The sequence below is a fragment of the Streptomyces sp. Tue6028 genome (assembly GCF_002300165.1).
GTDB lineage: Bacteria > Actinomycetota > Actinomycetes > Streptomycetales > Streptomycetaceae > Streptomyces > Streptomyces siamensis.
Genome location: NZ_MLCE01000031.1, coordinates 269,052 through 295,583, shown reverse-complemented (window position 1 = coordinate 295,583; position 26,532 = coordinate 269,052). Strand labels below are relative to the sequence as shown.

Genomic DNA, 26,532 nt, shown 5'->3' with positions numbered 1-26,532 from the left:
GTTCCCCGGGTCAGCCGGCGACGGGTGCGTGACGGCGCCCGGCCGGTGTCTGGCGGGCCGTCGGCAGATGACGGTCCAGGAACTCGGTGACGATCTCGATCTGCCGCAGGATGTCCTCCAGCTGGCAGGGCGTGGGGGTGACGCCGTGGCCCTCCAGCGCGCTGTTGCCGGTCTTGAGGTGGACGGGCGCGGCGGCGCGCACGAACTCGGGTGCCTCGTAGGTGCGGACGAAGCCGCCGGACAGGCGCGGATTGTCGACGTGGCAGTCCAGCGGGATCGACACGGCCGCGCGGATCGCGGCGATCATCGGCAGCGGAAGGTCGCGCACCGGGTTGAAGCTGTTGGCGCCGAGCATCTCCAGCATCTGCGCGGAGCTGGGGTTGCCGTGTCCGCAGTGCGCGGAGACCTTCAGATGGATCCCGGCCGGCAGTTCGCCCGCGGTGCGCAGCCGGTGCAGCACCCACAGCAGGCCCTCGTCGTAGACGACGAAGCCGCGGATCCCGGCCTCGATGCCCCGTTTCACGTCCTCGACGGCACGCACGACCTGCTCCTGGCCGCGCAGCCGGTAGCCGATGCGGGCGCCCTCGGGCGTCTGGACGCCCGCTCCGATGTCGTACGGGGCGCGGGGGCCGACCGACATCAGGATCTGGGCGCCGTACTCCTCCCCCAGCTGTGCGTAGGCGCGCAGTTCGCCGGCGGTGTGCCGGTACATGCCGCGGGTCTCGGTGACGCGGTTGACGGTCAGGCCCCGTCGGCGGCTCTCCGCGAGGAGGGTCTCGGCCGCCTGCGCGGAGTTGACGGTGGGGACCTCGATCCGGAAGTGGCACCCGTCCTCGAAGGTGCGGGCGGACTCCTCGGCGGGCGTGGTGTCGCGGTCGGGCAGGCCGAGCCGGTCGAGCTGGGCGCGGGTCTGGGCGAACAGGACGTTCGTGGCGTTCATCGCGTCACCTCGATGCCGAGCTGGGCCGCCGCCCTGGCGACGATCTCCTCGGCGACCCCGATGGAGGTCGCGTGGTCGGGGTGCACGACCTGCACCTCGCCGAAGTTGCCGAGGTTGCCCCGGCAGGGTGCGAGGACCTCGGCGTCCGGGAGGTTCACGGTCAGCGCGTGCAGGGCGTCGCCGTACTCTGCGGCCCAGTCGAGGGTCGGCGGGTCGGCGGGCCTCGGCACGGGGTCGGCGGCACCGAACCAGCGGACCGTCGCGTAGCGGTCGAAGGCGATGTCGCCGGTCTCCACCTCCTCGTCGAGGTGGACGCGCACCAGGAGCTCGAACGGGTCGCCGCCGCCGGCCAGCTGGAACAGGTTCGGCAGACAGGAGCCCATCAGACGGGGGTTGAGTTCGATGAGCCGGGGCCGCCCGTCGTCCGCCAGCATGATCTCCACGTGGAAGATGCCGAGGCGCAGCCCCACGGCCGAGACCACGGACTCCGCGAAGGCCATGACCCGCTCGTACGTGTCGGCGTCGATGGCGGCGGGGATCGTGGTGCCGACCTCCAGCGCCTCGTGCCGGTGCCAGGTCTTGCGCTCGCTGACGGCGAGCCGCAGGAAACGTCCGTGGGACAGGCCGAGTTCGGCGGACAGGAACCGTCCGGTCAGGTACTGCTCGACGAGCACGCCGTCCTGGTAGGGCGCTCGGCCGGGCCGTATGTTCTGCCACAGTTCCCGCATGCGGTCCGCGTCGGGGACGATGTGCGCTCCTTCGCTGGCCGAGCCCCTCGCCGGTTTGAGGACGACGGGATAGCCGGTCCCGGCGGCGAACGCGGCGGCCGCGGCGTGGTCGGTGACGACGGCGTGCCGGGTGTCGTCGACGCCGGCCGCGGCGAGGACCTCGCGGCAGCGGTGCTTGAGTTTGGCCGTGGCGGCGCCGTCCGCGCTGGTGAACGGGACGCCGAGCTCGTCGGCGATGCGGGCCACCGGCACGACGAGGGCGTCGACCGTGGCCACGAAGGCGTCGATCGGCCGCTCACGGTGGATGGCGTGGAGGCAGGCCCGCAGCGACGCCTCGTCGGTCGCGTCGTCGAGGACGTGCACCGTGTCGACGTCCTGCCGGTAGGGCGAGGCGGTGAAGTCGATGTGCTGGGCGCGTTCCATGCGCAGCGACCGGACGAGTGTCACCTCGTGGCCGAGCCGCGCGGCCGCCCGGAAGGCGGGGGCGTTGCCGGTCTTCCAGGTCACGAACACCACGTGTCGGGATCCGCGCGGGGTGCGCGCACCGGTGGGGTGCGCGACGGCCGGGTGCCCGCTGGCTGGGTCTGTCATCGGACCTTCCTTGTGAATCGCTGGCCTATGCGTACGTAGCCCGGGGTGTCCGTTCCGGGCCTGGGGACGAAGGAGATGGAGCCGGCGAGGATGTTCCGCTCGGACATGGAGGTGAAGCCGCCGGCGCCGGAGGACACGAGGTCTCCCTCGTCGAGGAGTTGCCAGTCGCCGTCTCGCCGGCGCTCGGAGTAGGCGTAGCGGAGGTGTTCCGGGCCGGGCAGGACGTCGAGCCGGTAGCCGTCGGAGGCGTAGACGCCCACGCAGTCGTCGAGGGGCGTGCCGAAGGTGCGTCCGGTGCGGACGAGTCCCTCGCCGGTGAAGGCGCGCAGGAGGTCCTCGTAGAGCCCGAAGGCGGGGTAGGCGTTGGTGAGGAGCAGGAGGAAGGACCGGTCCTCGGGGAAGATCTGGATGAAGTTGTGGTGGCCGCTGCCGTTGGAGTTGAAGCCGAAGGCGCTGGGCCCGAACATCAGCCAGCCGAGTCCCCAGGCGTGCATGAAGTGGTGGCCGGGCACGTCGATCTGCGGGGTGCGCATCTGGGTGGCGAGTTCGGCGGACAGCAGGCGCTCGCCGCTCTCGGTGACGCCGTCGCGCAGCGCGAGCAGGGCGATGCGTGCGAGTTCGGGGAGGGTGAGGCAGACCGAGAAGGATCCGGCGGCGTCGTCGGCGATGGTCTGCGGCCCCGGTTCGTGTCGTACGTAGCGCCGGTCCGTCTCGTTCCACAGGTATCCGGTGGCCACGGTGCCGTAGTGGGATTCGGCCGTCCCGCTCTCCGGGACCGGGGTGATGCCGAGGGGGGTGAGCAGGAGGTCGTTGAGGGCGCGTCGCCAGGGGATGCCGAGCAGGTTCTCGATGAGACCGGCGACGATGGAGGTGCCGCAGGCGGAGTACGCGAAGACGCTGCCGGGTTCGAAGAGCTGCCCGTAGGCGCGGAAGCCGGCCAGGTAGGTGTCGAGGTCCGGCAGCCGGGTGTCGTGCCAGACCTCGTAGGAGTCGTCGATCCCGCTGGTGTGGGACAGCAGGTGACGGAGTGTCAGTGGAATGGTGCGGCCGTCACGGCGGGCGCACGCGCGGGGCAGTCGACCGTCGAGCGGTTCGTCGAGGCCGACGAGTCCCCGGTCGACGAGGCGGAGTGCGACGAAGGCGAGGAGTGCCTTGGTGACACAGGTGACGCGCTGCCGGGAGGCGGCCGAGCGAGCCGGGCCGCTTTCGGTGTCGTCCGTGCCGTGGTAGGTGAACTGAAGTGCCCCGTCCGCGTAGACGGCCGCCGCGGCGGCGGGGATGCCGTGGCCCCGGGCGGATTCGTGCAGGGTGTGGGCGACGGCGCGCAGGCGCTCGGCGGTGCCGGTGGCGGTATGCGCGTCGGGGGTGCGTACCCGGGCCCGGCGCAGCAGTTCGGCCTGGGCCCCGAGGGTGCGGTTCTCGTGGATGTCGGCGACACGGATCACGGCCGTGCTCTCGTCGCTCAGGCGGGCGGCGAGGAGCGTGGCGAGCAGGGAGTGCCCGCCGACGGTGAAGAAGTCGAGGTCCGGGGAGAGCGTGGAGAGGCCGAGCAGGTCGCCCCACACCCGGGCGACGGCGGCCTGCTCGGGGTCGCGGGCCGTGCCGCCGTCGCCCGTGTGCGCGGTGTCGCGCGCGGGACCCCAGTCGACGGTGCGGGCGGCGAGGGCCTTGCGGTCGACCTTGCCGTTGGGCAGCCGGGGCAGCCGGTCCTCGACCACGATCTTCGCGGGCTGCATGTAGTGCGGCAGCTTCCGGCGCAGCAGGGCGGACATGTCGTCGACGGTGACGGGATCGCCCTCCAGGCCGGCGTAGCAGACGAGGAGGGTGTCGTCGCCGCGGCGGACCGCGAGGGCGGCCACGTCGCGCAGGCCGACGGCCTGGCGCAGTACGGCTTCGATCTCGCCGAGTTCGATGCGGAAGCCGCGCACCTTGACCTGGGTGTCCGCGCGACCCATGAAGCGCAGTTCGCCGGTCTCGGTCCAGCGGACCAGGTCGCCCGTGCGGTAGAGGGTGCGCACGGGCGCTCCGGCCAGGTGCGCGGGGGTGGGCACGAAGGCCGCCGCGGTGCGTTCCGGGTCGTCGAGGTACCCGGAGGACAACCCGGCTCCGCCCAGGTGGAGTTCGCCGATGGCGCCGCGGGGAACGAGGCGGCCCTCCGGGTCGAGCACGTACGCGACGGTGTTGGGAAGGGGAACACCGATGGTGGGCTGTTCGCGGACCGGGCCGGTGAAGGACTTCCACGTCGAGTACGTGGTGTCCTCGGAGGGTCCGTACAGGTTGAACAGCCGTCGGACGGAGGTGTTCTCGAAGGCGGCGTCGACGAGTTCCCTGGAGAGCGGTTCGCCCGCGACGTTGAGGACGGCGGTGCACGGCGGGACGGCGGCCCGCTGGAGGAGCACGTTGAGGGCGCTGGGCACGGTGTTGACGAGGGTGGGCCGCAGGGTGTCGTCCTCGGTCAGCGCGAGCACGTTGTCGGCGACCACGACACAGCCGCCCATGGTGAGCGGGCACCACAGTTCGAACACCGACAGGTCGAAGTTGAGCGAGGTCGCGAAGAGGACGCGGTCGACGTCCTGCCGTGTGTACGTGTCCCACGCCCAGGCCAGCAGGGCCATCACGTTGCGGTGGCTGATGACCACGCCCTTGGGCCGGCCGGTCGATCCGGAGGTGTGGATCAAGTGGGTCGCGGCCGCGGCGCCCACGGCGACGTCAGGGGGGTCGGGGCGCTCGCCCCGGGACTTCTCCCACAGCTCGTCCCACGGCAGGGCGGTGGCGACGACCGTGCCGATCCGCTCCCCGACCTCGGGGTCGTCGTGGACCACGGCGGCCATCCCGGCGGTGGCGGCGATGGCGGCGAGCCGGTCCGCGGGATAGGCGGGGTCGAGCGGCACGTACGCGCAGCCCGCCTTGTGCAGGGCCAGCAGCAGACACACGGTGTGGTGGGAGCGAGCGGTCGAGACGCCGACGCGCGCACCGGGGGTGAGGCCGTGGGCGAGCAGGGCGCGGGCGATGCGGTTGGCCGTGGTGTCGAGTTCGCGGTACGTGAGGACGGTGCCGCGCCATTCCACGGCGGGCGCGTCGGGGGTGCGGGCCGCCTGCGCCTCGACGTGGGTGTGCAGGGGGCTGTCGTCCGGGTAGGGGCGGGCGGTGGCGTTGACCTCGTCCAGCAGGAAGCGGGTCTCCCGCTCGGACAGGCGCAGTGCGTGGACCGGGGTACGGGGGCGGCGGACGCCGTCCAGCAGCAGGGCCTCGTGGTTGGCGGCGATGCGCGCCACGACCTCGGGCGTGAAGAGCGCCGTGTCGTAGTGCAGGGTGCGGCAGCCGTCCGCGCCGAGTTCGAGCAGCAGGTCGAACCCGGCCTCGGGCAGACGGTGTTGTGGGCTGTCACCCGTGCCGTCCGCCGTGCCGTCGAGGAGGCCGACGCGCAGCCCGCCGCCGAGGCTGTCGACGCGGTGCGGAGCCGGTCGCCCCACGGCGGTCGTGGCGGGCGTGGGCTGCCCCTCGTCGCCGGGTTCGGCGGTGCCGTGCGCCGTCCGGGCCGTCGGGGGCGCCGCGTGGCACTGCTTCGCGAGCGACGCTGCCAGGTCCGCGAGGCCGGTGTCCGCCCCGGCCCTCGACCGCAGCGTCACGACGACACGGCCGGGTGCTCCCGCCAGGCCGAGGGCGAGATCGCCCTGCCCGCTGTAGCGGTGCAGCAGGGCCGCGAATGCGGCCAGGGGCAGTGCGGCGGCGTCCGTGCCGGCGTCCGAGGGTGTGCGGGCGTCCGAGGACCAGGAGTGCGCGGCTCGGGGGGCGCCGGTGTCGTCCCGGTCGCCGCGGGCGACGGGCAGCCGGAGGGCGGGCGGTGCGGCGCCGGCGGCGGACTCCGGCCGCCGAGCCGGGCGCCCGGTTGCGGCAGGCATGTCATCCACGGGCTGAACTCCTCGTCTTCTTACGGGACTTGTGGGGTGGTGATGACTTCCGGGAGCGGCCGGCAGGCACGCCGCAAGACGCCGGGGCCGCGTGCCGCCCCCTGCGCTCGCGCGTACCGTCTCCGGGGCAGGGCACGGCGCGCACCCGGCACGGGATCACGTACCGGCGCGGAGCGGGCGGCGACCGGCTCGAACGGTCGTCCGGGGGAAGGGACTTCGGTGAAGGAGAGCCCGGCGTGGTGTGCCGCACGGCCCGGGACTCCGGGCGCCCGTCGGGGCGTACGACGCGGGGTCGCTCACGCCATGGCCGGGGCGGAGCGCTCCTTGCTGCGCCGTCGGGCCAGCGCCACCACTGCCGGCATGACGGAGCCGAGCGCGGCGAAGCCGGCCGCCATCACCACCCAGCCCACCGTGCCGTGCTCGACGGCGAGCCAGGTCAGCAGGGCGGGCGCGGCCATCTTGCCGATGTCGGCGCCCATCGCGTAGGTGCCCTGGTACTGGCCCTGGGCGTCGTCCGGGGCGAGCCCGAAGGAGATGCCCCAGCTGCCCGCCGACTGTCTGACCTCGCCAAGGACGTGGACGAGCGCGCCGAGGACCAGCAGGGCCGAGGCCAGGAGCGCGGGTGCGCCCTCGGTCAGCGCGAAGACCAGGCAGGCGGCGCCCAGACACCAGGACCCGGCACGCGAGGCACGTGCGGCGCCCGCCGGGTCGTCGGTGCCGCGGGCGGCCCTGACCTGGAGCAGCACCACGGAGACCGTGTTGGTGAGCAGGATGACCGCGATCATCCAGCGCGGCGCGTGGGTGTGATGCAGGACCCAGAGCGGAAGGACGACGTCCAGGAGGAGGTTGTGCATGGAGAGCAGCCCGTCGAGGACGACGAACGCCAGGTAGGGGCGGTCGCGCAGGACGACGAGTGCGGGTCCCGGCCGCGCGGGCTGCGGCGGCACGGCCGGCAGGAGCAGCGTGAGCAGGCCGGTGCCGAAGTAGGTGAGGGCGTTGAGGACGACCGCTCCGCGGTACGCCGTCGGGGTGCCGACCGCGAGCAGGGCGCCCGCGATTCCCGCGCCGACGGAGACGCTGACGTTGGCGGCGGCGCGCAGTCGGGCGCGGAGGGTGACCCGCTCCGCGGCCGGCACCAGTCCGGCGATCATGGCCATGCGGGCGCTCCGGCTGGCGCTGTAGGCCACCGCCTGCACGGACATCACCGTCACGTAGGCGCCGAATCCGTCGACGAACAGGAGGGCGGCGGTCAGCGGCCCGAGGGCCAGGAAGGACCAGATCTGCACGGCACGCGGCCCGACCCGGTCGGCGAGATGTCCGGTGGGGGTGCTCAGCGCCAGGGCCACCGCGGCGGCGGCCCCGGCACCGAGCCCGAACTGGCCCGGGGACAGCCCGAGTACGGCTGTCGCATAGACGGCGTTCAGCGCCATCCACAGACCCTGGCCCATGGTGTGCACCAGGGTGATTCCGGTGAGGGTGCGGGCGGGGCCGCGCGGCGGGAGGATCCGGCCCGTCACGGTCGCACCGTCCCGTGCCGTCCACGCCACGTCAGGATCTCCGACATCACCGCGCACCTCTCGTTCAGCGCCATTGCCAACGATGGGTTCCGGAACGGGTTCCCTGTGGGGCACGCCAATTCCGTACGCATTGAATTCTACACACGTTGACTTCGACGGCAAACCCTCGCGCCACAACGAACCCTGACGGCTCGTCGGCAACTGTGCGGCGTCAGAACAGCTTGCTCCCCTTCAGCCTCGCCTTGACGGCCTCGCGGCCGTTCTCCATGACCAGCCGGCGGACGACGGGGTCGGCGTCGGTGGCCGCCCAGCGCAGCATCTTCAGCAGGGTCTTGGGCCGCGGGTTCAGGAAACGCACCTCGCGCTCGGCGTACCCGAAGTGCTTGGGCACGAAGTCGGCGGCCAGCAGCCGCTCGTACAGGAGGTCGGCGGCGTCCTCGGCGGTCACGGAGCCGGCCTCCACGGCCTCGCACTGCTTCACCATCGTCTCGTACAACTCGGCGAAGCCGTCGTGGTCGGGCCAGTACAGACCGGGGTACGGGACGTCCTCCAGGTCCACGAAGTGGCGGTCCCGGCCGTCCTTGCGGAACTTGGTGAGCGCGCTCTGCATCCGGTACACGCCCGCGTTGGCGCCCCACGCCCAGATCCTGAAGACCGCGCTCCACAGGTCGTAGTCGCACCAGGAGATGAAGGCCGAGTTGACGAGCGAGTCGTTGTAGTCGAACAGCGACTGCTGGAGCCGGTCGACCGGGGCGAACCGCTCGCCGGAGAGGTCGTCGTCCTGGACGGCCCGCAGCAGCCGCCAGGCCAGCACGTTCAGGGCCTCGGTCGTGTTGGACAGACCGCGCGAGAAGAGCGGGTCGAGGAATCCGGCGGCGTGCGAGAGCAGGAACCAGCGGTCGCCCGCGGTCTGCTTCGAGGAGTACTGCAGGCGCCCCGTGGAGGTCCATTCCCGCACCGCCTTCATGCCCTCGAACTGCCGGACGATGTCCGGGAAGGGAGCGGCGAGCCGGGCGAAGTCCTCCTCGGGGCTCAGCCCGTCGGGCTTGGGGAAGCGCCGCGGGTCGACGGTCATGCCGACGCTGCACAGCGGGTTCTTGGACCACTTGTTGTTGTTGAAGCCGATCACCCAGGCCCAGCCGCGGTCGAACATGTGGTGCACGGTGCCCTCGTACCAGGGCACCGGCGGCCGCTGGCCGTCCGGAAGGTGGTCGAAGAGCCGGTCGGTGGGGGTCAGGTCGACGACGTGGTTCCAGATCGAGCGGGAGTGATGCTTGAACCGGCAGGGGTCCTCGCGCAGCCCGAACTTGTCGGCGACCGGGGAGCGGAAGCCACTCGCGTCCACCAGGTAGCGCGCCCGGTACTCGCCGTCGCGCCCGGCCAGGGTGACACCCGAGCCGTCGAAGTCGATGTCGGTGACGAAGAAGTTCTGGCGCGCCTTGCACCCGTACTTGACCGCCACCTGGAAGAGGTAGGAGTCGGTGTCCTGGCGGAACAAGTGGGCTGCCTCGTGCAGCAGTTGGGGCGGAGTGTTGAACTCGTTGACCTCGCGCGGGTTCTGCGGAGCGCCTTCGTGGTGCAGCAGGAACCCGAAGTGCCGTTTGACGCCGAAACGCGGCCCGATCGTTCGGGTGGTGTCGGTGAACGAGGCGAGCGCGGCGATCTCCGGCACGTCGTAGCGCTCCGCGAGGGTGCGCAGCGACACCAGGGTGAACGGGATCGTCGACTCGCCGATGGCGAACCGGGGGTGCGAACCGGCGTCCAGCAGAAGGACCTTGGTCCCGTGCCGGGCCAGGATCGCGCCGAGGAGGGAGCCGGCGACGCCCGATCCGAGGATCGCCACGTCGTACGTCTCCCTCTCCAGCTCAGATGTGCCCGTTGCGTTCACGTACGGTCTCCTTGTCGTCGGGTGGGACAGGACAGCGGCCGGTCCGCGTCGACGGCGCGGCTCCGGCCCGGTCCGCCGGAGCGGCCCGGGAGGTGCCTTCCGGTCGTGACCCGGAAGGCACCCGCCGGGTCACCCGGGACGGCGCACGCCGCGCAGCCGCTCCCGGATCAGCCCTCCCATGGCGCCCTTGAGCAGCGCGCCGATCTCGTCGGGCGCGTCGGTTCGCACCCAGCGGGCGGCACGCGCGATACGCGCCGGGGTGTTGTGGAAGAACCGGTCGTCCGGGTCCCCCAGGCCGAGCGACGGCGGGAGGTAGTCGGCCCGCCCGATGGCGTCGAAGATCCCGTCCGCCGCCTCCTTCGGCGTGCGCGTGCCGGCCTCGACCTCCTCGCACAGGGTGCGGGTCAAGGGGCCGAGGGAGTTGTAGTGCGCGCTGCCGGGAAGCGGGGATCCGGGGTGCCGGGTCTGCTCCAGGTCACGGAAGACGGCGTCGTCGCCGCTCCTGCCGTACGCGGCGCAGGCGTTCTCCACGGCGAGCGCACCGAGCACGGTGCTCACCGTCCAGGTCCGGACGACGGCGTTGAAGAGCTCGAAGTCGCGGAAGGAGACGAACGACGCGTACACCAGGTCGTCGTGCGCGTCGAACAGGGCCTGCTGGAGGTCCTCGACGTACTGGAACCGCCCGGTGGACCAGTCGCCGTCGTGCGCCGCGTCGATCAGGCGGCGGGCCAGGGCGTTGACGACCTCCAGACTGTGGGCGAGACCGCGCGAGTAGAGGGGGTCGACGAAACCCGCGGTGTGGGACGCCAGGCAGTAGCGGTCGCCGACGACGCGCTTCGAGGAGTACTGCAGCCGGCCCGTCGCGGTCCACGGCCGGGCGGGCGCGGCGTGCCGGAACTGCTCGGCCAGGTCGGGGAACCGGGCCAGCAGCCGGTCGAACTCCTCCTGCGGCGCGAGGCCGCGGGCCGGGTGCCTGCGGGCGTCGAGGGTGAGCCCGACGCTGCACACGCTGTTCGTGGACCGGGGGTGGTTGTCGAAGGGGATCACCCACAGCCAGCCTCCGTCGAAGACGTGGTGCAGGGTGCCCTGGTGCCAGGGGCTCGGCTGGTCGTGCAGCCGCCCGGCGACGGTCGCGTCGTACGGGGTCACGCCCGTCATGTGGGTGAAGAGCGTGCGGGAGTGATGACGCGCCGGGGCCGGTTCCTCCCGCAACCCCAGTTCCTGCGCCACGGGTCCGTGCCGACCTCCCGCGTCGACCACGTACTCCGCGGTGAACTCCTCGCCGGCCGCGGTGCGCAGGCTCACTCCCGTGTCCGGGTCGATCCGGATCCCCTCGACGCGTGCGCCGGAGCCGGTGCGCACGTCCGCGCCGCGACGCCGCGCGACGCCCAGCAGATGGGCGTCGACGTCCTCGCGGAAGAGATGCGGCACGGGCGGTACGACGGAGGGGTTCACCACCTGGTAGATCTCGCCGGGATGCTGGCGCAGGTGCGGGCGGTGGTGGACGAACCCCATGTTGCGCAGCACCCCGCAGCGGGACGAGACCTCGCGCCGCACGCCTTCGAGGCTGGTGAGGTGTTCGACCTCGGGCACGCCGTAGCGCCGGGCGACCACGCGGGCGAGTGCCGCCGTGTACGGGACCATCGACTCCCCCACCGCGAAGCGCGGGGCCTCCTCGCCCTCGACGAGGAGCGTCCGCACCCCGTTTCGCGCCAGGACCGCGGCGAGCAGGGGACCCGCGAAGCCGCCGCCGATCACGGCGACCTCGTACCTCGTGCGCGCACTGTCCTTGCCGGTCACGTTCACGTGCCTCACCGCCGCTCGGCGTGCAGGAATTCTCGATGGAAAGAATTCTACAGACAATGACTTATTCGTAAAGGGTGCACCGGTCGGAGCCGTTCACCAGGAGCGAGCGGCACGTGGACGAGGTGTGGCGGACGACACACAGGAGGCGACGCTTCGCGCCCGAGCGGGAACGGCCGGGCGGACGGCGGCGGCGAACGGACGGGCGCCACCAGGCGGGCGCACCCTCACCGACGCCCCGCCGAACCTCTGCGACAGCACTCCCACAGCACCTCATGAAGGCACCCCGGAGCACGCATCGGCGCAGCACAAAGGGCTATACATCGAGTGTATACACCGCATGTATAGTCGCGACATGCCTTCTCTGCCCAGGAAGATGAAAAGACCGGGGACCAGGTTCCGTACGGCCGCGGCGATCTCCGCCGCCGTCGCGCTGGCCCTTCCGCTGACGGGGTGCACGACCGTGCACACCACCGCGCCGAGCACCGCCCGCGCGGGAGCCGCGACCGACGTTCAGGCACGCTTCGGAACCGTCGACTGCCGCGAGGCCAAGTGCATCGCGCTGACCTTCGACGCCGGACCGAGCGAGCACTCGGCCCGGCTGCTCGACATCCTCAAGGAGAAGCAGGTCCCGGCGACCTTCTTCCTGCTCGGCAAGCGGCACATCGAGAAGTACCCCGAGCTGGTGAAACGCATGGCCGACGAGGGTCACGAGGTGGCCAGCCACACCTGGGACCACAAGATCCTGACGCGCATCTCGTCGGAGCAGATACGCGAGGAGCTGGAGCGGCCCAACGACGCGATAGAGCGGCTCACCGGCCACAAGCCCACACTGATGCGTCCGCCGCAGGGACGGACGAACGACACGGTGCACCGGATCAGCCGCGAACTCGGGCTCGCCGAGGTCCTGTGGAGCGTGACCGCCAAGGACTACCAGACGAACGATTCCGCGCTGATAGAGAAGCGCGTCCTCCAGCAGTCGTCCCGGGACGGGATCATCCTGCTGCACGACCTCTACCCGGGCACCGTGCCCGCGGTGCCCGGGATCATCGACGCGCTCAAGAAGCGCGGGTACGTCTTCGTGACGGTGCCGCAGCTACTGGCCCCGGGGAAGGCCGAGCCCGGCACCGTGTACCGGCCCTGAGGAACGCGTACGGGCCGATGAGCTCGTATGCGCCGACGAGCCCGCACACGCGGCTGAGCTCGTACGCGCCGACGAGCTCGTACGCGCGAGTGAGCACGTACGCGCGCTGACGAACACGTGCGGGCTCCGGCGGACGCCCGCGTACCCGCCCGCCCCGGCCGGCGGTCAGCCGAGGCGCACCGGCAGCACCCGATGGCCGTGGCCGATGAACGACTCGGCGAGGCGAGCGGATCCCGCCGACTCGTCGAACCGCAGGTCCGGGAAACGCGCGAAGAGCGCCGGGAGTGCGATGGACGCCTCCAGGCGGGCCAGCGGGGCGCCGACGCAGTAGTGCACGCCATGGCCGAAGGCGAGGTGCTCCTTGTCGGCGCGCGTGACGTCGAAGCGGCCCGCGGTCTCGCCGTGCAGCAGCGGGTCGCGCCCGGCCGCCGCGTACGTCGCCAGGATCGCGTCGCCGCGCGGGATCAGCGCGCCCTCGGGCAGCTTGATGTCCTCGACGGCGTACCGGAGCGGGAGGTTGGCGATCGACGGGGCCCAGCGCAGGGTCTCCTCGATGACCTCGCTCCAGGAGACCTCCGCGGCGAGGACGCGGGCGAGCTGGTCGGGGTGGGAGAGCAGCGCGTGCACCGCGTTGCCGATCAGGTTCACGGTCGTCTCGTGACCCGCGCCGATGACGAGGAGCAGCGTGTCGATCAGTTCGGTCTCGCTGAGCTGCGAGCCCTCCTCGTCGCGGGCGGCGATCAGGGCGGTCGTCATGTCGTCGCCGGGCCGCTCGCGCTTCGACGCGACCAGTCCGGCGAGCAGTTCATGGACCTCCCGGTAGGTGGCCATGGCCTGTTCGGGGGTGATCGTGGTGTCCATGTTGGCCTCGATGAGGCGTGCGGTGTCGGCCCGTCGGTCCTCGGGCAGACCGAACAGCTCGCAGATCACCTCCATCGGCAGCGGGTGCGCGTACGCGCTGCGGAGGTCGGCCCGTCCTTCGGGCGCCTCGGCCATGCGGTCGAGGAGCCGGGCGGCGATCTCCTCGATGCGGGGCCTCAGCGCGTCCGTGCGCCGCTTGGTGAACGCGGGCGAGACGAGCCTGCGCAGCCTGCGGTGATCGGCGCCGTACGCCGTGAACATGTTGGTCACGCCGACCCAGAGACTGACCCATGTCTCGCGGTACCGGCCGTCGATCCATTCCGGCCAGTGCTGCTCGGGATCCTTCGACACCCGCTCGTCGGCCAGGAGTTGTTTGAGCACCGCGTGCCGGGTGGGGGCCCAGGCCCGTATCCCGCCCGGGAGTTCGACGAGGGCGACGGGGCCGCGCTCACGCAGCCGGTCCGCCTCCGCGTGGAGATCGGCGCCTGCGGGATCGATGGCATAGGGCTGTTCCGGCACGGGGGCTCCTGTCTCGGGGTGGGGGTCACCAGTCGAGGTGCGGTGTCTCGGGCGAGCGTGGAGGGGTCGGGGAGGGTCCAGGGAGCGGGCAGGTCATGTGGGGCGGGCAGGTCAAGTGACGGACGGACCTGGTGCGGTCGGTACGTCAACTGATCAAGAGTAAGCGGGAGTTGTCGGATTCGAGGGACGGGTTCACGCCGTCGGGCAGGACGGCCGCTCCGCGGACGTGGCGGGGCGGAGCGGACCGTGGGCGTCCCACTCCCGGCCGCCACCGGGCGGCCTGAGCTGCCAGTGCGGCCCGATGTGGTCGACGATCCGGCCGACCCGCTCCGTCGCCTCGTCGAAGACGAGGTCACCGGTGTGGGGCGTGTACTCGCTCATGTGCGTCCCCGTCGGATGACGTCGACGAGCCGCGGCGCGACGTCCGGCGCATCCGGCCCAGGGCGAGCACCGGCGGCGACGATGCCGCGCCCGCCCCCGTGAGGGCGACCCGTTCTCGCCGCCGCCGGTGCTCGCCGAAGAGTCTCCGCCGCCGCTGTGACATCCGTGGTGTCCGGCTCTTGCCGTTCCGTGACGACGAACTCAGCGTCCCGGACGCCCGGTTGAGAGTTCGGGCCGCGGGACCCTCAGAACACGACGGTCCACCCCTCGCGCCCCGCCTGCCGAGCCGTGTACGAGACGCCGTGCACCTTCAGGCCCTGGGCGTCCAGGAGAGTGATCTGGCCGCCGCTGTTGCCCAGTTGGACACCGTCCGACACGGGGACCAGGAGCGTCGCACCGGTGGCGAGAGGACCGGCGGGCAGCGGGCAGGTGCGGCCGAGGCGGTCGGCGATGCGCCAGCCGGCGAGGTCCACGGGTGCGGGTGAGGCGTTGAGCAGCGTGACGTTCTCCGCCTCGGGGGCCGGGCCCCGGGGATTGACGAGGGCCGCCACGATGCGCACCGGCCGGTCGTCGGCCTCCGGGCCGGAGTCGTCGGGCGGGACGACGGCGTGCCCCGTGACGTCGTCCGTGTGCCAGGACTGGCTCTGGAAGGCGAGGAAGACGCCGACCCAGCGCGATGGGGCCGGGAAGTGGATCAGCAGTCCGCCGTCCTGCCAGACACCGTCGTCGTCCTGGAAGCGGGCGCTGTTGCCCTGGTTCATATGGATGTCGTGGACGCCGTTCCCGGGCAGGAATCCGAAGATCTTGTCCTTGACGGCCGGCTCGGGACCGAAGCGTTCGCCGAAGAGGTACACCCGGGCGGCCGGGTCGTCCACGGCGCGCCTGACGTAGTGGTCGAGGAGGTCCGCCAGGTCGTTGTCGGGGCCCTGCGCGTCGGGCGGCAGCGGGCGCATCCGCGCCGGGTCGAAGAGGTTGCCGCGGACGAAGTCGAGATTCGGGCCGCCGGGGCCGGACGGCAGCGCGTTCCAGCCGGACGGCAGGCCTTCCAGCCGTCCGGTGACCGGGTGGTGCAGGTCGTCGTCCACGAGGTAGAGCAGCTCGGACGGCCGCTCCTGAGACTTCATGTTGACGGCGGCACGGTAGTGGACGTCTTGATCGTCCGTCAGATGGATCTGGTAGTGCGGGGTGTCGACGGAACCCTCCCGTCGGGTGTCGACCGCCCGTGTGATCAGTACGCCGTACGCCTTCAGCGGCATGGTCACCAACTCCCCCTGGGGACGGCGGCACTGTGCGTCCCCTTGAGGGAATGGTAGGGGCGATGGCGCCCCATTTCGGGTGGTTGCGCAATAATTCATCTCCCGTCCGGGGCCTACGATCACACCGTGGTTCTCTTCGTGTTCGAACGCTCGGTCCCGCACTCCGTCGAGGAGAGCTGGCGCCGTCTGACCGACTGGCCGCGGCACGCGGCCGTCGTGCCGCTGACCCGCGTCACCGTACGCACGCCGCCGCCGACCCGGGTGGGCACGGTTTTCGTGGCACGGTCGGGCATAGGGCCCTTGGCGTTCGACGATCCGATGGAGGTCGTCACCTGGCAGCCGCCCTCGGAGGGGCGGCCGGGACGGTGCCGGCTCGTGAAGCTCGGCACCTTCGTGACGGGATGGGCGGAGATCGAGGTGCATCCGGCCTCCCGGGAGCGGCCGGAGGCGCCCGGCCCGGTGCGGGCACCGGACCACCCCGCCGCCGGCTCCCGGGTGGTGTGGCGGGAGGACCTGAGCGTGCGATGGCTGCCCGGGGCGGCCGACCGCCCGCTGCACCGGACGGCTCGCTGGATGTTCGGGCGGGCGGTCGACGGGCTGCTGCGGACCGATTGAGGCGCCCGCGCACCTGGGGACGGATCGGCCGGACAGACCGACCGGACGGGAGGACCGGACGGCCTGAGCCGATCGGGCCGTGGGCAGGGAGGACCGGACCGCCTGAGCCGTTCAGGCCCTGGGCGGGCGGGACCAGGGGTTCACGCCGGAGGTTCAGCTCCGCGGCAGGACCGGCGGGTTGGCGAACCGCACCAGTTCCAGGGCCTGTTCGGGGAACCAGTCGCCCGCCTCGGGGTCGACCGTCCCGCGCTCCGGGTCCTGAGGCCCCGGCGTCCCGCGCAGGCACAGCCCGTCCGACTCGCCCGGCGTCTTGATCCACAGCCGGGCGTCCTGCAACGGGTCGCCGGTGCGCAGGGTGGGCCGGGTGCCCAGACCGCGGTCCGGCGGATTGCACCAGTCCTGCGGGTCCGGATAGGTGCCGGCCGGGGGTGTCCAGGGGCCCTGCCCGTTGCGGCTGGAGTCGGTGACGAAGTGCGTCATCCGGGACGGGGGCGTGTGCACGTTCGCGTCGAGCCAGGCCTGCGCGTCCGACCGCGGCCACCACTGGTTCGGGCAGGCGGCGACGTCGCCGCCCGCGCCCACGTAGGCGATGCACGAGGAGATCAGCTTGCCGTACCAGGAGTTGGCGTCGTCGGTGTTGTAGTTCGAGGCGTTCGTGTAGAAGCCGGACGCGTGCCCGACACCGCCCTTGATCAGGCGCGGCACGATGGAGTCGACGGTGTGCCAGCCGGGGTGCCCGGTGTCGAGGTAGACGCGGGTTCCGCGCAGCGGCTCCAGGTGGTCCACCGCGTAGTTGACCTCCAGGTAGCGCGCGGCGGTCTTCGTGCCCTGCGCGTCGTCCTGACCGCAGTCCGACGGCAGCAGCGCGAGGGCGTCGGGCTCCAGGGTGACCATCGCGTCCCGGCTGCCGATCCCCCGTGCCACGGCGTCGATCCATTCCTTGTACTCGGCGGTGTCGGCGGCCCCTCCCGCGGAGTAGTTGGAGCAGTCGCGGCCGGGGATGTTGTAGAGCGCGAGCACGGGGACGGCGTCGTCCTCGTCGGCGTCCCGGACGACCTGGCGGACCATGTGCTCCACCTGGGCGGGCGTCTGGTCGCCGAACCAGACGGCCTGGGGCGTGTCGACCATGGCCAGGATGCCCGCCGCGTCCAGGAACTTGCCCTGGCGGGCGAGTTCGTAGGCCTGCCGGTACGCCTGCGGGTTGGCGTCGGGGACGTACAGGGAGGGGCCGCGGCCGGCGGCCGGCCCGGCGGTGTCGGCGGCCTGCGCGGACGGGGCGGCGAACAGGGCCGTCAGTCCGAGCGAGAGGGCGGCGAGCCAGGTGGGGGCACGTCTCATAGGGGTTCACTCCTGATGCGCAACGGTCACGAGGGACTTGCGGGAGCGCTCCCACGAGCGTCATCGAAGGCCACGCTCGCGTCAATACGCCTGCACGAGAAAGGCCCGTCGCACCGGGCCGGGGCCACCTGCCCGTGACGCCCGTCAGGTACGGGTCACGTACCGCGCGTGTGAGGTTCGCCGTCTTGAGCCACGGCCAGTTTGTCCCGTCGGTCACGGTCGCCGTCACTGGTCGTGCTCAGGACCGTGTCGCAGATCTCCCGGAGTTTGTCCGTCGCCTGCTTGGAGAACAGACCGCACAGACCCGCGATGCCGGAGAAGCCGTACGGATTGGTCGCCCCGGCCCCCGAGCTCCCGGCGAAGAGGCCGCCGCGCAACAGGAAGTAGACCAGCAGGGCCAGTGCCACCCCGATGCCGGCCCTGAGCAGATACCACCACAACCAGCTCGCATACAGCCGTCTGTTGCCCACATAGGTCGCGAAGGACGTGGCCGCATGGACGAAGCTGCCCAGGGCGCTGCAGAGAATCACCGCGACCAGCATCGCGCTGTCAGGGGTGAGCGACCACTGCGCCAGGCCGAAGGGCGACCACGGCAGCCCTGCGCCGACGTCGGCGCCGGGCTGGACGAGTTCGAGCACCACCGGCCACAGACTCACCAGGGCTCCGCACACGAACACGACGTCGGCCAGGAGGAGGACTCCCAGTACCGCGGTCGCGATCGGCGAGAGGCAGCGGCCTTCCGGCGTGTCTCGCCCTCCGATGCGGCCCTGTTCGGTTGCCGACCCACTCACCTTGCGTTCCCCCGCTGTGCCGTTGACCCGATGGCGCCCCGCACCCCGGGGGGCCGATGCCACCGGCCACGGTACAAGTTCCGTCGTCAACCGCGACGCGTGAGCCGCCATAGAATCGAGGGATTCGCGGACCATGTGCGGGAGTTGATTCTGTGGCAACCAACGGGGTGTTGACCGGCGATCAGGACGACCTGATCACCCGCCTGCTTTCGCTCCTGCTCAAGGGTGACAAGCCGATCGCCTTCGTCACCGGCTCGGGCATCAGCGTGGGAGCCGTGGAGGGGGTCGGCGGGATCGTCGATGCCATGCGCAAAATGCTCGACGCCCCCAGAAGCCGCGACAGGTTCGACCAGAAGGTCATCGGGCCGAGCGACGGCGAGAGGTACCAGCAGGCGGCCCACTTCCTTGAGTACAACGTCGGCCAGGACGCTCTGAACTCGGCCATCCGTGCCGCGGTGCTGCGGGCCTACAAGGGCAAGAGCCCTTCCAGGACGAGTCTCTACCGGCGCAATGATCCGCGTGAACTCGCGGGTGTCGAGGAGCAATTCGACCAGTGGAAGCTCACGCGGGCCGTGGAGGCGCTGGGCAGGCTGTTGCGCTTCGTGCCCGCGGAGCGCCGCGGCCCGGTGATCACCACGAACTTCGACCCACTGCTGGAGATCGCCGTGCGCAAAGCCGGCGCCGAAGCGAACTTCCAGTACTTCGACCTCGACGGCAGGCTGATCCGAGGCGATCACACGAACAACATCGACATCGCGCATGTGCACGGATACTGGCGCCGTGGCGACACACTGCACACCGTCGCCCAGTTGGGGAAGGAGCGGAGCCAACTCCGGGGCAGCCTGCGCGAGTCACTGCGCGACCACACAGTGGTGGTGATCGGCTACAGCGGTTGGGACGACGCCTTTTCCCGGTCGCTGCGCGATCGGGTGCAGGAGCAGGAGATGACGGGCATCGACCTGATCTGGTGCTCGTACACCAAGCTCACCGAAGCCGACTTCGCGTCCGGGCTCTTCAAGGAGCTCAATTCGGCACCGCGCACGTACTTCTACGACGGTATCGACGCCAACGAAATGCTTCCGGCGCTGCTCGACGAGTATCTGCAGGCCGCTCCCCAGCCCGATCTGGACGGCTGGCTGCAGGTGACCCCCGCCTTCCTCGAGAAGGAGGCGCGCCGGAAGCACGACGCGGACCAGGTGATCGGGTTCTTCGACGGCGCCGAACCGGACTGGCGCACAGCGCTCGACGTCCGGGTCCCCCGGCTGTCCCTCGTCGGAGCGTTGACCGGCAGAGTGCACAGGTGTCTCGACGACGGGCTCGCCAAGAGCATCGTGGCCGCCGTGGCACCCATGGGCGAGGGCAAGAGCATCGCCCTGCGACAGGCGACCGTCGACCTCGTCAGGGCCCGCGACGACATCACGGTCTACTGGCGCAAGCCCAGGACGACATTCGATCTCAACGCCCTGCTCGCTGTACCGCACCGACCCGGCCGGCACATTCTTCTGGTCAGCGAGGACGGGGCGCTGGTCGTCGACGACTTGCAGCAACTCGTGTCGGCATGCGAAGCACACGGCCGTACCGACATCCACGTTCTCCTGACCGCACAGGAGCGGGAGTGGCGCGACCGAGGCGCTCCCGGACGGCTGCGCGGGGCGCTGGAGACGGTCCCTTGCCTCGGCCTCGGTGAGCAGGACGGTCGAGATCTCATTGCCGCCTGGAAAGAACTGGACGCGCTGGGCGAACTCGGCAGGACCCCGGATGACGAGCGGGCCGGCAAACTCGTCCGACTGGCCGCAGCCTCCTACGGACGCCGCGACAGCGCTCTCGTGGGTGCCATGCTCCAGCTGCGTTACGGCCCGCTGCTGCGTGACCACGTGGGTGAGATGCTCCAGCGACTCAAGGCGTACTCGCCCGTCGGGGATCGCACGCTGCGTGAATGCTTCCTGATGATCGCGTTGCTCCATACCGCCTTCGACCCTTCCAAGAACCAGGCCGCCCCGCTGTCACAGCGAGTCCTCGCCCATGCCGTCGGCCTGAAACCGTCCGAGGCCGTCGAATGGGAAGTCACGAATCCGCTGGGGAGGGAAGCGGCGGTGTCCGGCGATGGGCGCGATCTTTGGGTTCGACACCTCTCCATCGCGGATGCTGCCCTGCAGATCAGTCAGGAGCAGGACCCTCTCGAACTCCCCTCTCTCGCCCAGAGGCTGACCGCCGCGGCGGTCGAGATTCACCAGGTCACGGGCGACTTCGAGAACGACCTCCACGCGGCCGCCTATCTGGCCCTGGGCCTGGCCGGACCGACCGAGCGGCGCTTTCCACTGGAATCCGTCGCAGCGGCTGAAGCCGCTGTCGCCGCGGCACCCCAGCGGCTCAGTTTCCGCACGGCCCAGATCATCACGCTGCGCCGTGCGGACCGTCTCGAGGATGCGCTGAGCGTCGCGGCTCGCACGGGTCGCGAGTTGTCGTCGATGACCGATCGCGAATCGGAGGTCAAGTTCTTCCCGGCCTGGGGCACCGTCGCCGGGCTGGCAGACGATTACGCCTCCAACGTTCTGCTCTGCGGTATCGCTCTGCCTTTGTCTGTTCAGGAGGAGGACGTGGTGGTCAGACTGTTGAGCATGGGCGTCGGGTTGTCCGAGCTGCACTCGAAGTCGTCCGATCCCGTGTTCCTCAACGCACTGCGCGGAGTCGTGGGGCTGGCGTCGGAACGTCGGCTCAACCGGAGGAACACCAACCACCTGCAACGCCACCGCGACTATCTCAGGACCTGCCGCGCCTCGGAACTCGAAGGAGTCGATGCATGGGCGGCGGTGCAGGCAGCGGTGGACGCGTTGCTGCCGACAGCCGATCGGTCCCTTGCTCCTGTTCTGGCCAGGGGGAGCACGTCGGTCCTTCCCCGCAAGGAACTTCGCTGACCCGAGGAAGCAGGGTCAGGCCACCGACCCGATCCGCTCCACGGGCACCGACCCCGCATCGTGGTGGATCGGCGTGTGCGCGCCGGTCAGCGACGTGCCGCTGCCGCCACGCCGGTCGGCGACGATCTCCGAGGCGATGGACAGGGCCGTCTCCTCCGGCGTGCGGGCGCCGAGATCCAGGCCGATCGGCGACCTCAGCCGCGCCAGCTCCAGTTCGGTGACGCCGACTTCGCGCAGGCGGTCGTTGCGCTCCAGATGGGTGCGGCGCGACCCCATCGCGCCGACGTACGCCACCGGGAGCCGCAGGGCGAGCCGGAGCAGCGGTACGTCGAACTTGGCGTCGTGGGTCAGCACGCACAGCACCGTCCTGGAGTCGGTCTCGGTGCCCTCCAGATACGTGTGGGGCCACTCGACGACGATCTCGTCCGCCTCGGGGAAGCGGGCGGCCGTCGCGAAGACCGGGCGGGCGTCGCACACCGTCACCCGGTAGCCCAGGAACTTGCCGATGCGGACGAGGGCCGAGGCGAAGTCGATCGCCCCGAAGACGATCATGCGGGGCGGCGGCACCGAGGACTCGACGAGCACGGTCAGCGGTGCTCCGCAGCGGGAGCCCTGCTCCCCGATCTCCAGGGTGCCGGTGCGCCCCGCGTCCAGGAAGGCGGCGGCCTCCCCCACCACGGTGCGGTCGAGTTCGGGGTGGGCGCCGAAGCCGCCCTCGTAGGAGCCGTCGGGGCGTACGAGGAGGGCGCGGCCCCTCAGTTCCGCGGGCCCGGAGACGACGCGTGCCACCGCCGCCGCCCGCCCGCCCGCGGCGGCGGCCAGCGCGTCCGCCAGCACCGCCCGGGCGGCGTCGCCGGCGCGCACCGGGGTGACCAGGATGTCGATGATGCCGCCGCAGGTCAGGCCGACCGCGAAGGCGTCGTCGTCGCTGTAGCCGAAGCGTTCGAGGACGGTCTCGCCGTCCTCCAGGGCCTGTCGGCACAGTTCGTAGACCGCGCCCTCCACGCAACCGCCGGAGACCGAGCCGATCGCCGTGCCGTCGGAGTCGACCGCGAGTGCGGCGCCCGGCTGGCGGGGTGCGCTGCCGCCTACGGCCACGACGGTGGCGACGGCGAAATCGCGTCCCTGCTCGACCCACCGGTGCAGCTCTTCGGCGATGTCCAGCATCTCTCGGTCTCCTTGACAGCGGTTGCGTGGTGGGTGGCCGGGCGTCAGTGGACGCCCATCCAGCTTTCGATCGGGTTGAGGGCGAAGTAGACGAAGAAGATCAACGTCAGACCCCACATGAACGCCCCGATCTCCCGGGCCTTGCCCTGGGCAATCTTGATGGCGACGTACGAGATCACTCCGGCCGCGACTCCCGCGGTGATCGAGTACGTGAAGGGCATGATCACGACGGTCAGGAAGACCGGGATCGCGGTGGCGCGGTCGGCCCAGTCCACGTGGCGGGCGTTCATCATCATCATGGCGCCGATGACGACCAGGGCCGCCGCGGCGACCTCGCCGGGGACGATCGCCGTGAGCGGGGTGAAGAACAGGCAGGCCGCGAAGAACAGGCCGGTGACGACGGAGGAGAGGCCCGTGCGGGCGCCCTCGCCGACGCCGGTCGCCGATTCGACGAAGACCGTCTGGCCGGAGGCGCCGGCGACGCCGCCGACCGCGCCGCCCGCACCGTCGATGAACAGGGCCTTGGACAGGCCCGGCATCCGGCCCTGCGCGTCGGCGAGCTTGGCCTCGGTGCCGACGCCGATGATGGTGGCCATCGCGTCGAAGAACCCGGCGAGCACGAGGGTGAAGACGATCATGCCGACCGTCATCGCGCCCACTTCGCCCCAGCCGCCGAACTCGACCTTGCCGAAGAGCGAGAAGTCCGGCATCGAGACGGCGCTGCCGTGCAGTTCGGGGGCGCCGCTGGCCCACTGCTCGGGGTCGATGACACCGGCCGCGTTCAGGACCACGGCGACCACGGTGCCGCCGACGATGCCGATCAGGATCGCGCCGGGGATGCCGCGCGCCTGGAGCATGAAGATCGCGAGCAGGGTCGCCGCGAAGAGCAGGACCGGCCAGCCGGCGAGTTCACCGGTCGGGCCGAGGGTCACCGGGGTCGACTTGCCCTGGTGCACGAAGCCGGCCTTCACCAGGCCGATGAGGGCGACGAACAGGCCGATGCCCATGGTGATGGCGTGCTTCAGTGCCAACGGGATCGCGTTCATGATCATCTCGCGCAGGCCGGTGACGACCAGGAGCATGATCACGACGCCGTACATCACACACATGCCCATGGCCTGCGGCCAGGTCATCTGCGGGGCGACCTGCGAGGAGAGCACACCGGAGACGGAGAGTCCGGCGGCGAGGGCGAGCGGCACCTTGCCGACGAACCCCATCAGAAGCGTGGTGAAGGCCGCCGCGAACGCGGTCGCGGTGATCAGGGCCTTCTGGCCGAGCGTGTCCCCCGCCGCGTCCTTGCCGGACAGGATGAGGGGGTTGAGCAACAGGATGTACGCCATCGCCATGAAGGTGGTGACGCCGCCGCGCACCTCGCGCGCGATCGAGCTCTCCCGCTGGGATATGTGGAAGTACCGGTCGAGCCAGGACCGTCCGGCCGGGACGCGGCTACCCGCGCCCGCGTCCTCCGCGACGGTCTTCGGCTCCAGAGACTGCTGGGTCATGTGGGCCTACTCCCAAGGTTCAAAGGGGCACCCGAGACAGCCGCCCTGACGGCTGATCAACCGCTCGTGCGGCTGGGGGATTTGGGAAGGTGCTTCGGCCGCACGACCCGGGGGACGGCCCGAGACGAACGATCAGGATCTGCTGCTGGTACTGACGTCGATCACTTTCCGATGGTTCAAGCTCCGCGAGCGGTGCGGCGCTTGAGTACTCCGGGCGGCGCGACGAAGTGTGACGTTCCCTGCGCCGCCCGGAGAGTCCTGCCCGGTGCCTACGCGGTGCCCGTGAGGTGCTCGGGGCGAACCGGCGTCCGGTTGAGCTCCAGACCCGTCGCGTTCCGGATCGCCGCGAGGACGGCCGGGGTGGACGACAGGGTCGGGGCCTCGCCGATGCCACGGAGCCCGTACGGGGCGTGGTCGTCGGCGAGTTCGAGCACGTCGACGGGGATGGTCGGCGTGTCGAGGATCGTGGGGATCAGGTAGTCCGTGAAGGAGGGGTTGCGCACCTTCGCGGTCTTCGGGTCGACGATGATCTCCTCCATGACCGCCACGCCGAGGCCCTGGGTGGTGCCACCCTGGATCTGGCCGACGACGGACAGCGGGTTGAGTGCCTTGCCGACGTCCTGGGCGCAGGCCAGTTCGACGACCTTGACCAGGCCGAGCTCGGTGTCCACCTCGACGACGGCGCGGTGCGCGGCGAACGAGTACTGGACGTGCCCGAATCCCTGGCCGGTGCGCAGGTCGAACGCCTCCGTCGGACGGTGCCGCCACTCGGCCTCGACCTCGACGGCCTCGCCTTCGAGCACGTCGGCCAGATCGGCGAGGACCTCGCCGCCGTCGGTGACGACCTTGCCGCCCTCCAGGAGGAGTTCGGCCGTCGCCCACGCGGGGTGGTAGGTGCCGAACTTGCGCCGGCCGAGCTCCAGGACCTTCTCGCGCACCAGCTCGCAGGAGTTCTTGACGGCGCCACCGGTGACGTACGTCTGGCGTGACGCGGACGTCGAACCGGCGCTGCCCACCTGTGTGTCGGCGGGTTGGATGGTCACCTGAGTGACGCCCAGCTCGGTGCGGGCGATCTGTGCGTGGACCGTGACGCCGCCCTGGCCGACCTCGGCCATCGCGGTGTGGACCGTGGCGACGGGCTCGCCGCCCACGACCTCCATGCGGACCTTCGCGGTCGAGTAGTCGTCGAAGCCCTCGGAGAAGCCGACGTTCTTGATGCCGACCGCGTAGCCGATGCCGCGGACGACGCCCTCGCCGTGCGTGGTGTTGGACAGGCCGCCGGGCAACTGCCGTACGTCGGCGCCCTCGGAGCTCTCCCACTGGCGCTCGGGCGGCAGCGGCATCGCCTTGATGCGGCGCAGCAGTTCGGCGACGGGGGCCGGTGAGTCGACCGGCTGTCCGGTCGGCATGATCGTGCCCTGTTCCATGGCGTTGAGCTGCCGGAACTCGACCCGGTCCATGCCCACCGCGTCGGCGAGCTTGTCCATCTGGGCCTCGTAGGCGAAGCACGCCTGCACCGCGCCGAAGCCGCGCATGGCGCCGCAGGGCGGGTTGTTGGTGTAGAGCGCGATGGCCTCGATGTCGACGTCGTCGATCACGTACGGGCCGACGCTCAGCGAGGAGGCGTTGCCGACGACCGCCGGGGAGGCCGACGCGTAGGCGCCGCCGTCCAGGACGATCCTGCACTTCATGTGCGTGAGCTTGCCGTCCTTGGTGGCGCCGTGCTCGTAGTACAGCTTCGCCGGGTGCCGGTGGACATGTCCGAAGAAGGACTCGAACCGGTTGTAGACGATCTTGACGGGCTTGCCGGTGCGCAGCGCCAGCAGGCAGGCGTGGATCTGCATCGACAGGTCCTCGCGGCCGCCGAAGGCGCCGCCGACGCCGGAGAGCGTCATCCGGACCTTGTCCTCCGGCAGGCCGAGGACCGGGGCGATCTGGCGCAGGTCGGAGTGGAGCCACTGGGTGGCGATGTAGAGGTCGACGCCGCCGTCCTCGCCCGGCACCGCGAGGCCGGACTCCGGGCCCAGGAAGGCCTGGTCCTGCATGCCGAAGGTGTACTCGCCCTTGACGACGAAGTCGGCCTTCTTCGCGGCCTCGTCGGCGTTGCCGCGGATGATCGGCTGACGGTGCACGATGTTCGGGTGCGGGACGTGGCCGATGTGGTGGTCGTCGCGGTTGTCGTGGATGAGGATCGCGTCGGGCGCGGTCGCGGACGCCTCGTCCGTGATGACGGGCAGTTCGCGGTACTCGACCTTGATCTTCGCGGCGGCGCGGCGCGCGGTCTCCGGGTGGTCGGCGGCGACGATCGCGACGGGCTCGCCGTGGTGGCGGACCCGGCCGTGCGCGAGGACCGGGGTGTCCTGGATCTCCAGGCCGTAGTTCTTCACGGCGGTCGGCAGGTCGTCGTACGTCATGACGGCGTAGACGCCGGGCTGCGCGAGGGCCTCGGAGGTGTCGATCGACACGATCTCGGCGTGGGCGACCGTGGAGCGCAGGATCTGCCCCCACAGCATGTCCTCGTGCCACATGTCGGACGAGTAGGCGAACTCGCCGGTGACCTTGAGGGTGCCGTCCGGGCGGAGGGTGGACTCCCCGATGCCGCCCTTGGTCTTCGACCCCTGGGTCACCTTGGACGGGATGCCGGTGGTACGTGTGTCGGCCATGG

17 protein-coding genes are annotated in these 26,532 nt (G+C 71.1%); 3 read left to right on the top strand and 14 right to left on the bottom strand.

Features of this window, described 5'->3' with window-relative positions:
* Positions 1-10: 10 nt before the first annotated feature.
* From BKI49_RS29850 to BKI49_RS29825, 6 genes are all read right to left on the bottom strand, one after another.
* On the bottom strand, positions 11-940 hold the full coding sequence (locus tag BKI49_RS29850; RefSeq protein WP_095937364.1) for a peptidase: 930 nt from the start codon (positions 938-940) through the stop codon (positions 11-13).
* Positions 937-2,259, bottom strand: coding sequence for an ATP-grasp domain-containing protein (locus BKI49_RS29845; protein ID WP_095937363.1), 1,323 nt, complete (start codon positions 2,257-2,259; stop codon positions 937-939). The genes BKI49_RS29850 and BKI49_RS29845 overlap by 4 nt, the downstream gene beginning before the upstream one ends.
* Positions 2,256-6,161: a non-ribosomal peptide synthetase gene (locus BKI49_RS29840; RefSeq protein ID WP_095937362.1), complete on the bottom strand. Its 3,906-nt coding sequence runs from the start codon at positions 6,159-6,161 to the stop codon at positions 2,256-2,258. Before BKI49_RS29840 ends, BKI49_RS29845 begins: the two co-directional genes overlap by 4 nt.
* A gap of 305 nt (positions 6,162-6,466) precedes the next feature.
* Positions 6,467-7,687: an MFS transporter gene (locus tag BKI49_RS29835; RefSeq protein WP_095937447.1), complete on the bottom strand. Its 1,221-nt coding sequence runs from the start codon at positions 7,685-7,687 to the stop codon at positions 6,467-6,469.
* A 211-nt stretch (positions 7,688-7,898) separates the two neighbouring features.
* A complete protein-coding gene (locus tag BKI49_RS29830) occupies positions 7,899-9,575 on the bottom strand; it encodes an NAD(P)/FAD-dependent oxidoreductase (protein ID WP_218835052.1) in 1,677 nt (558 codons plus the stop codon).
* Positions 9,576-9,704: 129 nt separating this feature from the next.
* Positions 9,705-11,375 carry an NAD(P)/FAD-dependent oxidoreductase gene (locus tag BKI49_RS29825; protein ID WP_095937445.1) on the bottom strand — a complete coding sequence of 557 codons (1,671 nt, stop codon included), beginning with the start codon at positions 11,373-11,375 and terminating at the stop codon, positions 9,705-9,707.
* A gap of 379 nt (positions 11,376-11,754) precedes the next feature.
* Here BKI49_RS29825 and BKI49_RS29820 point away from each other — a divergent pair, with 379 nt between their 5' ends.
* Positions 11,755-12,522, top strand: a complete 768-nt coding sequence (locus BKI49_RS29820; protein ID WP_095937361.1) for a polysaccharide deacetylase family protein — start codon at positions 11,755-11,757, stop codon at positions 12,520-12,522.
* Between the two features lie 165 nt (positions 12,523-12,687).
* Here BKI49_RS29820 and BKI49_RS29815 read toward each other — a convergent pair whose 3' ends face one another.
* From BKI49_RS29815 to BKI49_RS29805, 3 genes are all read right to left on the bottom strand, one after another.
* Positions 12,688-13,902 (bottom strand): cytochrome P450 family protein, encoded by a 1,215-nt coding sequence (locus tag BKI49_RS29815; protein WP_095937360.1) that lies wholly within the window; start codon positions 13,900-13,902, stop codon positions 12,688-12,690.
* A 192-nt stretch (positions 13,903-14,094) separates the two neighbouring features.
* Entirely contained in the window at positions 14,095-14,283 is a 189-nt protein-coding gene (locus BKI49_RS29810; RefSeq protein ID WP_095937359.1) for an H/ACA ribonucleoprotein complex subunit GAR1/NAF1, read from the bottom strand.
* A gap of 245 nt (positions 14,284-14,528) precedes the next feature.
* Positions 14,529-15,539 (bottom strand): DUF2278 family protein, encoded by a 1,011-nt coding sequence (locus BKI49_RS29805; RefSeq protein WP_095937358.1) that lies wholly within the window; start codon positions 15,537-15,539, stop codon positions 14,529-14,531.
* A 126-nt stretch (positions 15,540-15,665) separates the two neighbouring features.
* On the opposite strand from BKI49_RS29805, the gene BKI49_RS29800 reads away from it, so the two are divergent.
* On the top strand, positions 15,666-16,154 hold the full coding sequence (locus BKI49_RS29800) for an SRPBCC family protein (RefSeq protein ID WP_095937357.1): 489 nt from the start codon (positions 15,666-15,668) through the stop codon (positions 16,152-16,154).
* Between the two features lie 153 nt (positions 16,155-16,307).
* Here the strand turns inward: BKI49_RS29800 and BKI49_RS29795 are convergent, their stop codons facing one another.
* A complete protein-coding gene (locus BKI49_RS29795) occupies positions 16,308-17,492 on the bottom strand; it encodes a glycoside hydrolase family 6 protein (RefSeq protein ID WP_095937356.1) in 1,185 nt (394 codons plus the stop codon).
* A 155-nt stretch (positions 17,493-17,647) separates the two neighbouring features.
* Positions 17,648-18,283 (bottom strand): hypothetical protein, encoded by a 636-nt coding sequence (locus BKI49_RS29790; protein ID WP_257005008.1) that lies wholly within the window; start codon positions 18,281-18,283, stop codon positions 17,648-17,650.
* Positions 18,284-18,435: 152 nt separating this feature from the next.
* On the opposite strand from BKI49_RS29790, the gene BKI49_RS29785 reads away from it, so the two are divergent.
* Entirely contained in the window at positions 18,436-21,198 is a 2,763-nt protein-coding gene (locus BKI49_RS29785; RefSeq protein WP_143658536.1) for a P-loop NTPase, read from the top strand.
* Between the two features lie 15 nt (positions 21,199-21,213).
* Here BKI49_RS29785 and BKI49_RS29780 read toward each other — a convergent pair whose 3' ends face one another.
* From BKI49_RS29780 to BKI49_RS29770, 3 genes are all read right to left on the bottom strand, one after another.
* Positions 21,214-22,365, bottom strand: coding sequence for an XdhC family protein (locus BKI49_RS29780; protein WP_095937354.1), 1,152 nt, complete (start codon positions 22,363-22,365; stop codon positions 21,214-21,216).
* A 44-nt stretch (positions 22,366-22,409) separates the two neighbouring features.
* Positions 22,410-23,867, bottom strand: coding sequence for an NCS2 family permease (locus BKI49_RS29775; RefSeq protein ID WP_095937353.1), 1,458 nt, complete (start codon positions 23,865-23,867; stop codon positions 22,410-22,412).
* Between the two features lie 269 nt (positions 23,868-24,136).
* The gene (locus BKI49_RS29770) at positions 24,137-26,530 is read right to left on the bottom strand and encodes a xanthine dehydrogenase family protein molybdopterin-binding subunit (protein ID WP_095937352.1); all 2,394 of its coding nucleotides are present in this window, start codon (positions 26,528-26,530) and stop codon (positions 24,137-24,139) included.
* Between the last annotated feature and the right edge of the window lie 2 nt (positions 26,531-26,532).